This window comes from Amylibacter marinus (assembly GCF_030160015.1).
Taxonomy (GTDB): Bacteria; Pseudomonadota; Alphaproteobacteria; order Rhodobacterales; family Rhodobacteraceae; genus Amylibacter; species Amylibacter marinus.
This window is the reverse complement of the sequence record NZ_BSNN01000002.1, coordinates 999,588-1,012,882: the sequence shown is the minus strand read 5'-3', so window position 1 is coordinate 1,012,882 and position 13,295 is coordinate 999,588. Positions and strand designations below refer to the sequence as shown.

General features: G+C 54.4%; 12 protein-coding genes. 10 read left to right on the top strand and 2 right to left on the bottom strand.

Annotated features, from left to right (window positions below):
* Positions 1-34 precede the first annotated feature (34 nt).
* The 5 genes from murB to QQL62_RS05815 are packed head-to-tail and all read left to right on the top strand — an operon-like array spanning position 35 to position 4,791.
* On the top strand, positions 35-967 hold the full coding sequence (gene murB, locus QQL62_RS05835; RefSeq protein WP_284376909.1) for a UDP-N-acetylmuramate dehydrogenase: 933 nt from the start codon (positions 35-37) through the stop codon (positions 965-967).
* Positions 968-1,006: 39 nt separating this feature from the next.
* On the top strand, positions 1,007-1,921 hold the full coding sequence (locus tag QQL62_RS05830) for a D-alanine--D-alanine ligase (RefSeq protein ID WP_284376904.1): 915 nt from the start codon (positions 1,007-1,009) through the stop codon (positions 1,919-1,921).
* Positions 1,909-2,913 (top strand): cell division protein FtsQ/DivIB, encoded by a 1,005-nt coding sequence (locus tag QQL62_RS05825; RefSeq protein ID WP_284376902.1) that lies wholly within the window; start codon positions 1,909-1,911, stop codon positions 2,911-2,913. The genes QQL62_RS05830 and QQL62_RS05825 overlap by 13 nt, the downstream gene beginning before the upstream one ends.
* Positions 2,914-2,928: 15 nt before the next feature.
* The gene (gene ftsA, locus QQL62_RS05820; RefSeq protein ID WP_284376900.1) at positions 2,929-4,263 is read left to right on the top strand and encodes a cell division protein FtsA; all 1,335 of its coding nucleotides are present in this window, start codon (positions 2,929-2,931) and stop codon (positions 4,261-4,263) included.
* Between the two features lie 30 nt (positions 4,264-4,293).
* Positions 4,294-4,791 carry a metal-dependent hydrolase gene (locus QQL62_RS05815; protein WP_284376897.1) on the top strand — a complete coding sequence of 166 codons (498 nt, stop codon included), beginning with the start codon at positions 4,294-4,296 and terminating at the stop codon, positions 4,789-4,791.
* Between the two features lie 39 nt (positions 4,792-4,830).
* On the opposite strand, the gene QQL62_RS05810 is transcribed toward QQL62_RS05815, so the two are convergent.
* Positions 4,831-5,112 carry a DUF1330 domain-containing protein gene (locus tag QQL62_RS05810; RefSeq protein WP_284376895.1) on the bottom strand — a complete coding sequence of 94 codons (282 nt, stop codon included), beginning with the start codon at positions 5,110-5,112 and terminating at the stop codon, positions 4,831-4,833.
* A gap of 75 nt (positions 5,113-5,187) precedes the next feature.
* On the opposite strand from QQL62_RS05810, the gene QQL62_RS05805 reads away from it, so the two are divergent.
* From QQL62_RS05805 to recN, 5 genes are all read left to right on the top strand, one after another.
* Positions 5,188-6,078: a LysR family transcriptional regulator gene (locus QQL62_RS05805; RefSeq protein ID WP_284376893.1), complete on the top strand. Its 891-nt coding sequence runs from the start codon at positions 5,188-5,190 to the stop codon at positions 6,076-6,078.
* A 169-nt stretch (positions 6,079-6,247) separates the two neighbouring features.
* Positions 6,248-7,888 (top strand): cell division protein FtsZ, encoded by a 1,641-nt coding sequence (ftsZ, locus tag QQL62_RS05800; RefSeq protein ID WP_284376891.1) that lies wholly within the window; start codon positions 6,248-6,250, stop codon positions 7,886-7,888.
* 462 nt (positions 7,889-8,350) lie between these two features.
* Positions 8,351-9,265: a UDP-3-O-acyl-N-acetylglucosamine deacetylase gene (gene lpxC, locus QQL62_RS05795; protein ID WP_284376889.1), complete on the top strand. Its 915-nt coding sequence runs from the start codon at positions 8,351-8,353 to the stop codon at positions 9,263-9,265.
* 130 nt (positions 9,266-9,395) lie between these two features.
* The gene (locus QQL62_RS05790) at positions 9,396-10,247 is read left to right on the top strand and encodes an outer membrane protein assembly factor BamD (RefSeq protein WP_284376887.1); all 852 of its coding nucleotides are present in this window, start codon (positions 9,396-9,398) and stop codon (positions 10,245-10,247) included.
* A gap of 6 nt (positions 10,248-10,253) precedes the next feature.
* Positions 10,254-11,897 carry a DNA repair protein RecN gene (gene recN, locus QQL62_RS05785; RefSeq protein WP_284376885.1) on the top strand — a complete coding sequence of 548 codons (1,644 nt, stop codon included), beginning with the start codon at positions 10,254-10,256 and terminating at the stop codon, positions 11,895-11,897.
* Here the strand turns inward: recN and QQL62_RS05780 are convergent.
* On the bottom strand, positions 11,894-13,270 hold the full coding sequence (locus tag QQL62_RS05780) for an FAD-binding oxidoreductase (protein WP_284376882.1): 1,377 nt from the start codon (positions 13,268-13,270) through the stop codon (positions 11,894-11,896). The two genes, recN and QQL62_RS05780, sit on opposite strands and share 4 nt — an antisense overlap.
* Between the last annotated feature and the right edge of the window lie 25 nt (positions 13,271-13,295).

Sequence of the window (13,295 nt, the reverse complement as noted above, 5' to 3'; positions counted from 1 at the left end):
GCGACATAACAGATCTACACAGGAACACAGTGCGATGGTTCGTATAGACGAAATTGAAATCCGCGGCACGCTAACCCCCGACCGCCCCATGGCCGATCTGTCGTGGTTGCGCGTCGGCGGCCCTGCGCAGTATTTGTTCCAGCCTGCGGATGCAGATGATCTGGCGGCGTTTTTGGCGGCATTACCGCATAATATACCCGTATTACCCATTGGCGTATGTTCAAACCTGATCATCCGCGATGGCGGTATTCGGGGTGTTGTTATCCGCCTTGGGCGCGGGTTTAATGGCATCGAGTTGCTGGAGGGTAACCGCGTGCGGGCGGGGGCCGGGGCGCTGGATGCACATGTAGCGCGCCGCGCGGCAACAGCGGGGATTGACCTGGCGTTTCTACGCACCATTCCTGGTGCCATTGGCGGGGCGGCCAAGATGAACGCAGGGTGTTATGGTACCTATTTGGCCGATGTTTTTGAATCCGCCACCGCCATCACCCGCGATGGGCATAGGGTAACCCTAGGGCGCGATGACATGCATTTTGAATACCGCTCTACGCAAATCCCAGAGGGCATGGTGATCACTGATGTTACCCTATGCGGTACGGCGGGCGACCCTGCTGGTATTGAGGCCAAAATGGCCGATGCGTTGGACAAACGCGAGAAAACGCAACCCACCAAAGACAGATCCTGCGGATCCACCTTTCGTAATCCGGCCGGATTTTCGTCCACTGGGCGCGATGACGATGTGCATGATCTAAAGGCATGGAAGGTGATCGACGATGCGGGCATGCGCGGTGCCACGCTTGGTGGTGCGCAAATGAGCGAGATGCATTCCAATTTTATGATCAATGCGGGTGGCGCAACTGCCGCAGATTTAGAAAATTTAGGCGAGATGGTGCGAAAAAAGGTTTTCAACACCGCAGGCATCACGTTACAGTGGGAGATAATGCGGGTCGGAGAACCCCTAAAATAATAAAACCCAAGCCCAAAAGGGTAGGGATCAGAGGCGGGCATGTCGAGCAAGGCAATTATCCGTGTAACAGTGTTGATGGGTGGTCCTTCGGCGGAACGAGACGTTTCGCTAAGCACAGGGCGCGAAGTCGCATCTGCATTGCGCGGCGAGGGTTACGTGGTCACGGAAATTGACGCAGGCGAAAGCCTTGCGTTTGATATTCTGTCGTCCACCCCAGATGTGGTGTTTAACGCGCTTCATGGTCGCTGGGGCGAGGATGGCGCCGTGCAGGGCCTGCTGGAATGGTTGCAAATACCCTATACTCACTCGGGAATTTTTGCATCAAGCCTTGCTATGGACAAAGAGCGCACCAAATCCGCATATCGCGGCGCTGATTTGCCCGTCGCCAACAGCATCCTGATAGATAAATCCAAGGTTCTGGATCACCACCCCATGCCCGCGCCCTATGTGGTGAAGCCCTATAACGAAGGCTCTTCTGTTGGGGTGTATATCGTGAACGAAGGCGATGCGCCCTTGGCAGAAATTTCGGCTGATATGCCCGATACGGTGATGGTAGAGCAGTTTATTCCTGGACGCGAGCTAACCACATCTGTGCTGGGCAACCGTGCTTTGGGGGTTACTGATATTATCACCGATGGCTGGTATGATTTTAATGCCAAATACGCCAATGGCGGTTCATCCCATGTGGTGCCAGCCGATATCCCTGAAGAAATTTATCAGGCCTGCGAAGATTACGCCTTGCGGGCACATAATGCGCTGGGCTGTCGGGGGCTATCGCGTACTGATTTCCGCTGGGATGAAACCCGTGGCCTCGATGGGCTGATCCTGCTGGAAACCAATACTCAGCCGGGCATGACTCCAACCTCGCTTTCGCCAGAACAGGCGGATGTGGCGGGAATGAATTTCGGTGCACTGGTTCGCTGGTTGGTCGAGGATGCATCATGCAACCGATAGATCGCAGTCAGCCCCCCCTAGAAGGCCCATCCGTGATGGAGACCCTACATGCGCGCAAAGAGGCACAACCCAATGTGGCCCCACTAGGGGCCGTATCCGCGGCCAAGGTCGAGCGTTTGTTTGGCCAAGCTGCCCCGCAGAAATTACCCCCTAAGGTCGACCCGGCCCCCAGCCGCGCGAAATATAAAATGCAGCGTCTGTGGCTTACACCAATGGTGCGCGGGTTGGTTTGTACCGGCGTGCCTATGGTTGCAATTCTGGGCGTGGCGTTATTGGCGCTAAGCAATGATGAGCTGCGCAATCGCGTGGCGACCAGTCTTGCAGATGCCCGAGAAAATATTCAAACTCGTCCCGAATTTCAAATCGAGTTGATGAAGATATCTGGTGCGTCCGAAGATTTGGCACAAGATATTCGCAACGCTTTGGGGCTGAAATTCCCGATCAGCTCGTTTCAGGTGAACCTTGAGCTGCTACAGGACAAGATCGAACAGCTAGACGGGGTTTATCGTGCAGAGCTTTATTCCCATTCAAGCAACCTGCTAGAGGTGAAAATTACCGAACGCATTCCTGTTATCATGTTGCGCAAGGGCCGCGAGTTGGATCTGCTAGATGCGGATGGTGTGCGCACAGGCATCATTACCTCGCGCCTTGATCGACGGGATTTACCGTTGATCGCGGGGCTAGAAGCCGAAGAAAATATCCCCGAGGCGCTGGCCCTTTTTGATGCGGCCAAGCCAATATTACCCCGCGTCCGCGGATTGCGCCGAATGGGTGCGCGGCGCTGGGATGTGATGATGGACAAGGGGCAGATTATTCAATTACCCGAGCAAAACGCCGTGGCTGCATTAGAGCGGGTAATTGCCCTGCATGGTGCACAGAAAATTTTGAACCGAGATGTGCGTCTGGTGGATATGCGCAACTCTGAACGCCCTATTTTACGCCTAAGTGATGTGGCCACAGAGCTGTTTCGCGCCAGTGCGATACCCGAATGATGAAAGTTGAATGATATGACCAGCCTCTATGAAGCCCAACGTGCCATGCGCCTAAAACGCCGCGCCGCCCTACAACGCGGTGTTGTTGCGGTTTTAGATGTAGGAACTTCGAAAATCGTTTGTATGATCCTGCAGTTCGACCCATCGGTGCAAATGAATGCCGCCGAGGGCATGGGCGCGGTGGCCAATCATGGCTCATTCCGGGTAATCGGGGTTGCCAAAACACAGTCACGCGGGGTGAAGCTGGGCGAGATCGCCACCATGGAAGAGACCGAACGTGCGGTGCGCACCGCTGTTCAGGGTGCGCAGAAAATGGCGAATGTACGTGTGGATCATGTGATCGCCAGCTTCTCTGGCGCGCGGCCGCAATCCTATGGTCTGGCAGGGCAGGTAGAGGTGGAAACCGGTACCGTTACGGATTTGGATATTGGCAAGGTTCTGGCCTCTTGTGATACGCCCTATTTCGGCGAGGGCCGCGAGGCAATCCACGCGATGCCTGTGAATTTCGCGCTGGACCAAAACCCCAGCCTAACCGACCCGCGTGGTCAAATCGGCCATTTGCTATCGGTGGATATGCACCTGCTGACAATCGATACCCGCGTGTTGCAGAACCTGATGGTCTGCGTCAAGCGGTGTGATCTGGAACTGGCAGGGGTGGTCTCTTCGGCCTATGCTAGCGCCATCTCGGCACTGGTCGAGGACGAGCAAGAATTGGGCGCGGCCTGTATTGACATTGGCGGGGGGTCTACCTCTGTATCGGTCTTCTTGCGTAAACATATGATCTATGGTGACAGCGTGCGTATTGGCGGTGATCACGTGACCTCGGATTTGTCTCTGGGATTACAGGTGCCCAAGGCCACCGCCGAGCGGATCAAAACCATCCATGGCGGGGTTATGGCTACCTCTATGGATGACCGCGATATGATCGATGTAGATGGTAAAACCGGGGATTGGGATCATGATAGACGCCAATTCACCCGATCCGAGATCATCGGCATTATACGCCCGCGGGTCGAAGAAATCCTAGAGGAAGTGCACCATAAATTACAGGCGGCACGGTTTGATACCCTGCCCAGTCAGCGCATTGTGCTCACAGGTGGTGGTAGCCAAATCCCCGGAATGGAAGGGCTGGCCAGCCGAATTCTGGGCCAACAAGTGCGCCTTGGCCGCCCGCTACGTGTGCATGGCCTGCCACAGGCGGCCACAGGGCCAGATTACGCGGCCCCCGTTGGGCTCTCGCTCTATGCGGCCCACCCCCAAGACGAATGCTGGGATTTCGATCTGCCGGCACAACGCCTTGGTGCCAAGCCAATGAAACGTGCCCTGCAATGGGTAAAAGAAAACTGGTAACTTAGCCCTTGTACTAAGAGTAAGGCGAGCATGATCACTGCACATTTACCATCGGGGTATGTTCTGGGGCGAGTGCTCGGTGCGAATGCGAGCCTTGCGATGGGGGTGGTAGTGCTGGGAGCGATTTTCCCAGACTTTGACTTGGCTTGGTTCTACTGGGTTGATGAACGCGCATTTCACCACCACCGTTATTGGGTGCATGCTCCTTGGTTTTGGGTGATGGTCGGCATCATAGGGGTGCCAACACTTGCGATGATTTCACGCAAAGTGTTGCGTCTTGGCTTGTTATTTATGTGCGGTGTTTTCCTGCATATCTTGCTGGATTCCATCGCGGGCGGTATCATGTGGCTCTGGCCATGGGTTGGAACACTATACCAGCTGGTAACCGTGCAGCCCACACATAGCCATTTTATTCTGTCTTTTATGGCGCATTGGACATTTCTGCTAGAAATTGCGATTTGGGTGACAGCATTGCTCTTGATCTGGCCGAGGGCAAACGGCCCGCGGGATCGAAGGCACCCTAAGTAAATTCAAACCTTCGCGCAAAACGCGAAGGTTTTTTATCTATCAACCCAGTAGAATTATATTTGATGCGCCGGCACTGCGGCGCAGGGCGTGAACATCTGACAAGGCTTCATCCGTAGCCCAGTTTTCGGCTGATTGCTTGTTCGGGAAGGACAGCAATGCGGCCACCACAGGGATATCTGGATCGCCGTCCAACACTGTAAACTCGCGCGTTGCGGACACAATCAGACCTCCGTGTTTCGCAAGGGCGGGTACCGAGACCTCTTGATACTGTTTAAGGGCCTCTGGGTTGGTGATAGTGAGATTGGCATAGGCATAAATCATTGCAGGTTCCTTTCAATTGCACAGCCGGTATAAAGTGGATTTTTGGGTGCATAAACGCGTGCATTTGCATTGATCATGTGCAAAAATGCATGGATGGATGTGTCGTGGGATGATCTGAAAACCGTAATGATGCTGGTGCGGCACCAGTCGCTTGCTGGTGCAGGGGCTGCATTGGGAGTGAACTACACAACTGTCGCGCGCCGCATCAAACGCGCAGAGGATATACTGGGGGTTTTATTGTTCGAGCGGCTACCCGAAGGTTACAGTCCCACCGATGCCGCACTGAAAATCGCCAAAGATGCCGGTGAAATGGAAGAAATTGAACACAGTATGCGGCGCAAGATTCAAGGCGCAGATGCCGCACTTTCTGGCCCATTGACAATCACCGCGCCTCAACTTCTGATCGCCAATTTTCTGGCACCAGTAATAGATGGTTTTATCAACCAGTATCCCCAGATTGAATTGCGGGTTCTAGCAACCAATGAATTGCTTGATCTGACACGTCTAGAGGCTGATTTGGCCATCCGCATCAGCAACAACCCCGGTGATACCCTAAAAGGTCTGCGTCTGTTGCGCCAAGAAAATGCTGGCTTTGCCAGCCCGCAGTTGGCGCACCGGATCGCGCGGAATCCCAAGGAGATGGTGGATTGGATTGTCTATGACGAATACCCTAATGTGCCAGTTGGTATTCACCCCTATTATCCAAACAATCAGGTTCGACTGCGTTTGAATGATATGGTGGCTATTATAGGCGCGGCCCGCGCAGGTACTGGCGTAGCGCGTCTGCCATTGTTTTTAGGCCGTTCAACTCAGGGCTTGGTACAGGTGCCTGTGTTGCCGCCGCAGAAATATCTAGACATCTGGGTGGTTGGCCATCCAGATGCGTGGAAATCGCAAAAGCAACGCGTGTTTCGCGAGGCCTTGGTTGGGTACTGTAAAAAGCACCGCGCACAATTCGTTTCATAGGGCGCGTGCAGGCCAGATCAGCCAAAATCCGCCAGTGTCAAAATAAATCACTCTAAACCCCGTAAATGATACGATTTTCCGTGACGAGCGCGAATCGGTTTGCTACACTGGGTGGATAATAAGTCGCAAAAAGCGATAGAGCAGCAGATAGAAACAGGCGGACAGACCCATGACTCTGAATCTCCAAATGCCAGAAGTGGCAGATTTGTGTCCAAAAATCACCGTATTCGGTGTAGGCGGCGCAGGATGTAACGCAGTAAACAACATGATCGACAAAAACCTAGCAGGTGTCGATTTTTTGGTGGCCAACACAGATGCGCAGGCGCTGCAGCTTTCTAAGGCCCCTGTGAAGATTCAGTTGGGTGAAAAATCCACCGAAGGTCTGGGTGCTGGTGCGCGCCCACAGGTTGGCGCCATTGCCGCCGAAGAAAGCATTGAAACGATCGTTGACCATCTGGCGGGTAGCCACATGTGCTTTATTACCGCTGGTATGGGTGGTGGCACAGGTACTGGTGCTGCGCCGATCATCGCACAGGCCGCACGCGAGTTGGGCATTCTAACCGTAGGCGTTGTAACCAAGCCGTTCCAGTTCGAGGGTGCCAAACGCGCACGCCAAGCCGATGATGGGGTCGAGGCCCTGCAAAAGGTTGTGGATACGCTGATCATCATCCCTAACCAAAACCTATTCCGCATCGCCAACGAGAAGACTACGTTCACCGAGGCCTTTAGTCTTGCGGATGACGTGTTGTACCAAGGCGTTAAAGGCGTGACCGATTTGATGGTTCGCCCAGGTATCATTAATCTGGATTTTGCCGACATTCGCGTTGTCATGGACGAGATGGGCAAAGCTATGATGGGTACCGGCGAAGCCGCAGGCGAAGACCGCGCTATCCAAGCTGCTGAACAGGCGATCAACAACCCGCTGTTGGATGAAATCTCTCTTGATGGTGCGCGCGGCGTGCTGATCAACATCACCGGTGGTGATGATCTAACATTGTTCGAAGTTGATGAGGCTGCAAACCGTATCCGCGACAAGGTAGACCCAAATGCCAATATCTTGGTTGGTTCTGCGCTGGACGATACGCTGGATGGCAATATGCGCGTCTCTGTTGTGGCTACTGGCATCGATGCCGTCGAACGTGTAGACGAGGTTCCCGTACCGCGCCGTACCCTAAAATCACCTCTACCCTTAAAGGTAGAAGAGCTGAAGGTAGAAGAGCCAGCACCGGCCCCTGCCGCCGCGGCACCTGCACCCTCTGCGCCTGTAGCACAGCAACCACGCCCCACGATGGAGGCAGAACTGCCGCCGCAGTTTCACGACACAGTGGCGCAATCTAGCTTTGATATGCCGGAATTCGAAGCACAGCCTCACGCCGTGATCGAAGACCCGCTGCAAGAGGATGGCCTACCTGCGCCAGCATATCAAGCTCCCGCAGAGCCAGCCCCTATCGCACAGGACTATGCCCCTGTTGAGGAAAATGTTGCAACACCCAGCCTAGAAACAATGGCGCGCCTAAATGCTGCTGTTCAAAAGCAGCCCAAAACCGAGGCCAGACCCGCCGCAGAACCCCGCGTCAGCGATGCGGATTTGCGTCAACAAATGGCTCCGGAAAAAAAAGGCGTTTTGGGTGGGCTAATTTCACGCATGACAGGCGCACCAGCAGCCGCTGAACAGCCCTCTTTCATGGCCCAGCACCGCAGTGCACCCGCTTTGAACGAAGAACCCCAGTTCAGCACCGATTATGATGAGATGGACCCTCAAGACGAACAGGTCGAGGTTCCAGCATTTCTACGTCGCCAAGCGAACTAAAGTATCTAAAATGTTAAAAAAGGCGCGCTTGGTCGCGCCTTTTTTTATGCGCATTACCCTTATAGATCGACCAGCTGTTCACCCGTACAAGGCGCTCTGTCGTCCATTTTTCCCGTCAAGAACGCCCCTTTCCATCCAATCTGAGCAGTGAAACATAGCTTGGACCCAAGTATCGGTGAGGGCTGATATGCCGCCACTGTCGGTGGGTTTGTCCAAGGTCTCGTTCACTCCACCATCGCTGTTCCGATGAACCCCATGTGCTTGTCTCGCGCATTAATCCCCCGATTTAACTGAAAGAGCTGCCTTATTTTAGCCATAAATAGGGGGATTTCCGCTGTTCTAGTGTTTCAACGCCACGTCATGTAGGAAATCTGTTACAGAGAGTCACAAAGCGTGAGTTGAGCCAGAAGCCCTCGATACACTATACAATGGGGCAGTTGTGTAAATATTTTTGGAAAAACCATGCAAACGACGCTGAAAAAATCAATTTTCTTTACGGGTACTGGCCTGCATTCTGGTGCGGCGATTGACCTGCGCGTTTTGCCTGCCTCTGCCAACTATGGCCTGTGGTTTCGCCGCACCGATGTAACGGATCGCGATAATCTGATCCCTGCGCGTTATGATGCGGTGAATGACACCAAGATGTGCACCCGAGTTTGTAATGATGCAGGAGTTGAGCTGTCGACAATCGAGCATCTGATGGCCGCTTTAGCGGGGACTGGTATCCACAATGCATTGATCGAGGTCTCTGGCCCTGAAGTGCCGATCATGGATGGCAGCTCTGCGCCCTTCGTTGCCGAAATCCTGCGCGTTGGTCTGCAAACGTTGGATCAACCTGTGCGCGCTATTCGCATCCTCAAGGAAGTCACTGTGAAAACCGAGGATTTCGAGGTCTCTTTGTCGCCCAATGACAATCTGAACATCGACTTTGAAATCGATTTTGCCCAAAGTGCTATTGGCCGTCAGGCTAAATCCCTAAACATGGCCAATGGATCGTTTGTGCGTGAACTCTCTAATTGCCGCACATTTTGCTCGCGTCACGAGGTCGAGGCGCTGCAATCCATGGGCCTAGGCCTTGGGGGTAGCTTAGAAAACGCTATCGTCGTGGATCAGGATAAGGTGCTGAACCCAGATGGTTTCCGCCGTGTCGACGAATGTGTGCGCCATAAAATGCTGGATGCTTTGGGTGATCTTTACTTGGCGGGTGCACCGATTCTAGGCCAATACCGCGGTAAACGTGCGGGGCACCGCGCTACCAATTTGGTACTGCGCGCATTGTTCGATCAGCCGGATGCCTACGAGATGATCGAATGCACCCCAGACCAAAGCCATGATCTGCCGGGTGCTGATATCACCCTATTGGATTTCGTCGCCTAGGGTCTAATCGGCGATGAATTGCTGTGATTGCAACAAAATCTGCTTTTCCTGCTTGAATCCGTTTTTCCTTTCCCGAAAATATGCTAGGAACGCCAAGCGCCAATATGGCCTAGAACAGGGACGTGACTTAATGGACATGAAATCGGGCAAACTTATTTGGCCTTTGCTCGCGGCCTCTATCGCGCTGTCTGCTTGTTCTGGATCAACTAAATTGACCCCTCTGGAACAGTTGCAAACCCAAGGCCCACAAGAAATTTTCCAAGCGGCTGAAAAAGAGCTGGCGGATAATAATGCCGATACGGCCGCTGTATATTTCGGCGAGGTGGAACGCCTATATCCCTATTCCGAATGGGCGCAACGGGCCTTGATTATGAGCGCATTTGCACATCACGAGGATGGTGCATATGAATTCAGCCGTACCGATGCACAGCGCTATCTGGACTTTTATCCGGCATCCAAGGATGCCGCCTATGCACAGTATCTGATTGCGCTCAGCTATTATGACCAAATCGACAATGTAAGCCGCGATCAGGGCGTTACATTTCAGGCACTTCAATCCCTGCGCACGGTGATCGAACGTTATCCAGATAGTGATTACGCCACCTCGTCGTTGTTGAAATTCGATCTGGCATTGGATCATTTGGCAGGTAAGGAGATGGAAATCGGCCGATACTACCTAAAGCGCGGCCATTTTGGCGCGGCGATCAATCGCTTTCGCGTGGTGGTCGAGGATTTCCAAACCACCAGCCACACCCCCGAGGCCCTGCACAGATTGGTCGAGGCCTATCTATCCCTAGGCTTTGAGGCCGAGGCGCAAACCGCGGGTGCCATTTTGGGGCACAATTTCCAGAACACTACTTGGTTTAACGACAGTCATGTGCTGTTGACCGAACGTGGCTTGTCCACCGAGGCAGGCGATACCCGTGCCACACGATGGTTAGCCACCATCTGGCGGCGCGTGATCCAAGGCAAGTGGCTCTAGGCGCCAATGCTGCGCGAACTTTACATACAGGACATGTTGCTGATCGATCGGCTGGAATTGGATTTCCAGGCGGGGCTGAATGTGCTGACAGGCGAAACCGGTGCCGGTAAATCTATTCTTTTGGATAGCCTTGGGTTTGTTTTAGGCTGGCGCGGGCGCGCAGATCTGGTGCGCACAGGCGCCAAACAAGGGATCGTAACAGCCAGCTTTGATCTGGGGGCTGATCATCCAGCCCATGCGATACTGTCCGAGGCTGGGCTAGAGGACGATGGCGCGCTGATCCTACGGCGCACCAATGCGCGCGATGGGCGCAAAACATGCTATATCAACGACCGGCGCTGTTCTGGCGAAATTCTACGCAGGTTGTCGGAGACATTGGTGGAATTACATGGCCAGCACGACGATCGTGGGCTGTTAAATCCGCGGGGGCACCGACAGTTGTTGGATACTTTCGCGGGTATAGATCTAGGCGACATCCGTGCGATTTGGCGCAAACGTGCGGCATTGGCAAAACAGCTGCAACAGGCGCAGGCCACCCTAGCAGAGGCCGAAAAAGACCAAGATTTCCTAGCACATGCACTGGACGAGCTAGAGAAATTGGCCCCAGAGCCAAACGAAGAAGAGGCGCTGGATGCCAAGCGGCGTTTGATGCAAGGGGCGGAAAAAATCCGCGCAGATGTGGCGCGTGCCTTTGATGCATTAGGCGGGCAGGGGGCCGAGGCACAGATTACCGATGCTCAGCGGTGGTTAGAGGGCGCGTTGGATGCCGCCGATGGGCGCCTTGATGCGCCCAGTGATGCGTTATCGCGCGCGCTAAACGAGCTGGGCGAGGCACAGCGCGGTGTAGAGGATTGCCTGCGGGCCCTGACCTTTGATCCCCTAGAACTAGAGGCCACCGAAGAGCGCCTATTTGCTATTCGCGCATTGGCCCGCAAACACAATATACTACCCGCGGATTTGGCTGGATTCGGCGCGGATCTGGCACAGAAGCTGCGCGCTATTGAAACTGGCGGCGATGAAATTGCCCGCTTGCATCAGGCACTGGTCGAGGCCGAGGCGGAATATGACCAAGAGGCCAAGATTCTAACCCTCGCGCGCCAAAAAGCCGGCCAAGAGCTGGCTCGTGCCATGGACGGTGAACTGGCCCCGCTGAAACTAGATCGCGCAGAATTTGTGGTACAGGTTAGCGATGCCGACGCGGGCCAAGATGGGGTGGATGATGTCACCTTTATGGTCGCCACCAACCCCGGCGCCCCCGCGGGTGCGATAAACAAGATCGCATCTGGGGGGGAACTGTCGCGCTTCTTACTGGCGCTGAAGGTTTGCCTGACGCGCAATGCGCAGGGGCTGACATTGATCTTTGATGAGATCGACCGCGGTGTTGGCGGTGCTACCGCCGATGCGGTGGGCAGTCGCCTGTCTGAAATTGCCAAAAACGCCCAAGTTCTAGTGGTGACCCACTCGCCACAGGTGGCCGCCAAGGGTGCGCATCACTGGCAGGTTTCTAAATCCGTGATCGAGGGCATTACCCATTCACGCGTGATTAAAATGGAAGACCAAGATCGCGTAGATGAGGTGGCCCGTATGCTGGCCGGTGATAGCATCACCCCAGAGGCGCGCGCCGCCGCACGCGCCCTAATGAGCCCCTAGTTCATTGGCACCAGTTTCCCGGGGTTCATGATGTTATCGGGGTCAAAGCTGCGTTTGATATCTGCCATTACGGATACGGCATCGCCATGCTCTGCGGCCATAAATTTTTGCTTGCCCACACCGATACCATGCTCGCCGCTGACGGTTCCGCCTAATGCCAGACCGCGTTCTGCCATACGATGCGCCAGCTTTAGGTGCAACGCCAACTCGTCGGGCTGATCTGGATCGACAAACAGGGTGCTGTGGTAATTCCCATCCCCCGCGTGGCCAATGATCATCCCAGAAACACCATGCGCATCCAAATCGGCAATAGTTTCGGTGATGGCCTGTGCCAGCTTGGAAATAGGTACACAGACATCGGTGGCCATACCGCGCTTGTTTGGATAAAGGGCCTTCATTGCGTAATATGCATTATGGCGCGCCGCCCACAGGGCATTGCGCTCTTCGCTGCGGGTCGACCATTGGAAATCGCCCCCCTGGAAATCGGCACTGATTTCGCGCATGGTTTCTGATTGATCCTTTACCGCCACCTCTGACCCATGAAATTCCATAAACAGGTGCGGTTTTTCGGGGTAGCTCAGCTTGGAATAGGCATTGATCGCCTTGATTGATAGCCCATCTACCAACTCCATTCGCGCAATAGGCACCCCCATCTGCACCGCCATGATCACGGTGTTGATCGCACTTTCTATATCGTCAAAATCGCAAACAGCGGCGGCGATCGCCTCTGGTTGGCCCTGTAGTTCTAGGGTCATTTCGGTGATGATCCCCAATGTGCCCTCTGATCCGACAAACAGCTTGGTCAAATCATATCCTGTCGAGGATTTCTTGGCGCGTGATCCGGTGCGTATGATGCGCCCATCGGCCAAAACCACCTCTAGGGCGCGAATATTCTCCTTCATCGTGCCATAGCGCACAGCGGTGGTGCCCGATGCGCGGGTAGCGGCCATCCCGCCAAGGGATGCGTTGGCACCCGGATCCACCGGAAAAAATAAACCCGTTGCACGCAGATCCTTGTTTAGTGCCTCGCGGGTAAGACCGGGTTGCACAACGGCCAATAGATCCTCAGGCAGAACCTCTAGTACAGCGGACATGTTTTGCAGGCTGACAGTAATCCCGCCTTGCACCGGTAGGGCGTGCCCCTCTAGGGATGTGCCCGTGCCCCAAGGAATGATAGGGCAGCGATGTTTCGCACATATTTTCACAATCTCAGACACCTCGGCGGTGGAATTGGGGAATGCGACCGCCTCGGGGGGCATTTCGGGGTAATGGGCCTCGTTTTGCCCATGCAGGGCGCGTACAGCGGCGCTGGTGTTCAGTCTTTCCCCCAAAAATGCCTGAATTTCATTAATTGCACTTGCATTCTTGCTCATACCACCCTCCAATTCGCATGCTAGA

Bases quoted from the DNA above. Each gene is read 5' to 3' on its own strand.
- lpxC (WP_284376889.1), top strand. From the start codon at position 8,351: ATGCAAACGACGCTGAAAAAATCAATTTTCTTTACGGGTACTGGCCTG.
- QQL62_RS05830 (WP_284376904.1), top strand. From the start codon at position 1,007: ATGTCGAGCAAGGCAATTATCCGTGTAACAGTGTTGATGGGTGGTCCT.
- QQL62_RS05790 (WP_284376887.1), top strand. From the start codon at position 9,396: ATGGACATGAAATCGGGCAAACTTATTTGGCCTTTGCTCGCGGCCTCT.
- murB (WP_284376909.1), top strand. From the start codon at position 35: ATGGTTCGTATAGACGAAATTGAAATCCGCGGCACGCTAACCCCCGAC.
- QQL62_RS05815 (WP_284376897.1), top strand. From the start codon at position 4,294: ATGATCACTGCACATTTACCATCGGGGTATGTTCTGGGGCGAGTGCTC.
- QQL62_RS05805 (WP_284376893.1), top strand. From the start codon at position 5,188: ATGTGCAAAAATGCATGGATGGATGTGTCGTGGGATGATCTGAAAACC.
- QQL62_RS05780 (WP_284376882.1), bottom strand. From the start codon at position 13,270: ATGAGCAAGAATGCAAGTGCAATTAATGAAATTCAGGCATTTTTGGGG.
- ftsZ (WP_284376891.1), top strand. From the start codon at position 6,248: ATGACTCTGAATCTCCAAATGCCAGAAGTGGCAGATTTGTGTCCAAAA.
- QQL62_RS05810 (WP_284376895.1), bottom strand. From the start codon at position 5,112: ATGATTTATGCCTATGCCAATCTCACTATCACCAACCCAGAGGCCCTT.
- ftsA (WP_284376900.1), top strand. From the start codon at position 2,929: ATGACCAGCCTCTATGAAGCCCAACGTGCCATGCGCCTAAAACGCCGC.
- recN (WP_284376885.1), top strand. From the start codon at position 10,254: ATGCTGCGCGAACTTTACATACAGGACATGTTGCTGATCGATCGGCTG.
- QQL62_RS05825 (WP_284376902.1), top strand. From the start codon at position 1,909: ATGCAACCGATAGATCGCAGTCAGCCCCCCCTAGAAGGCCCATCCGTG.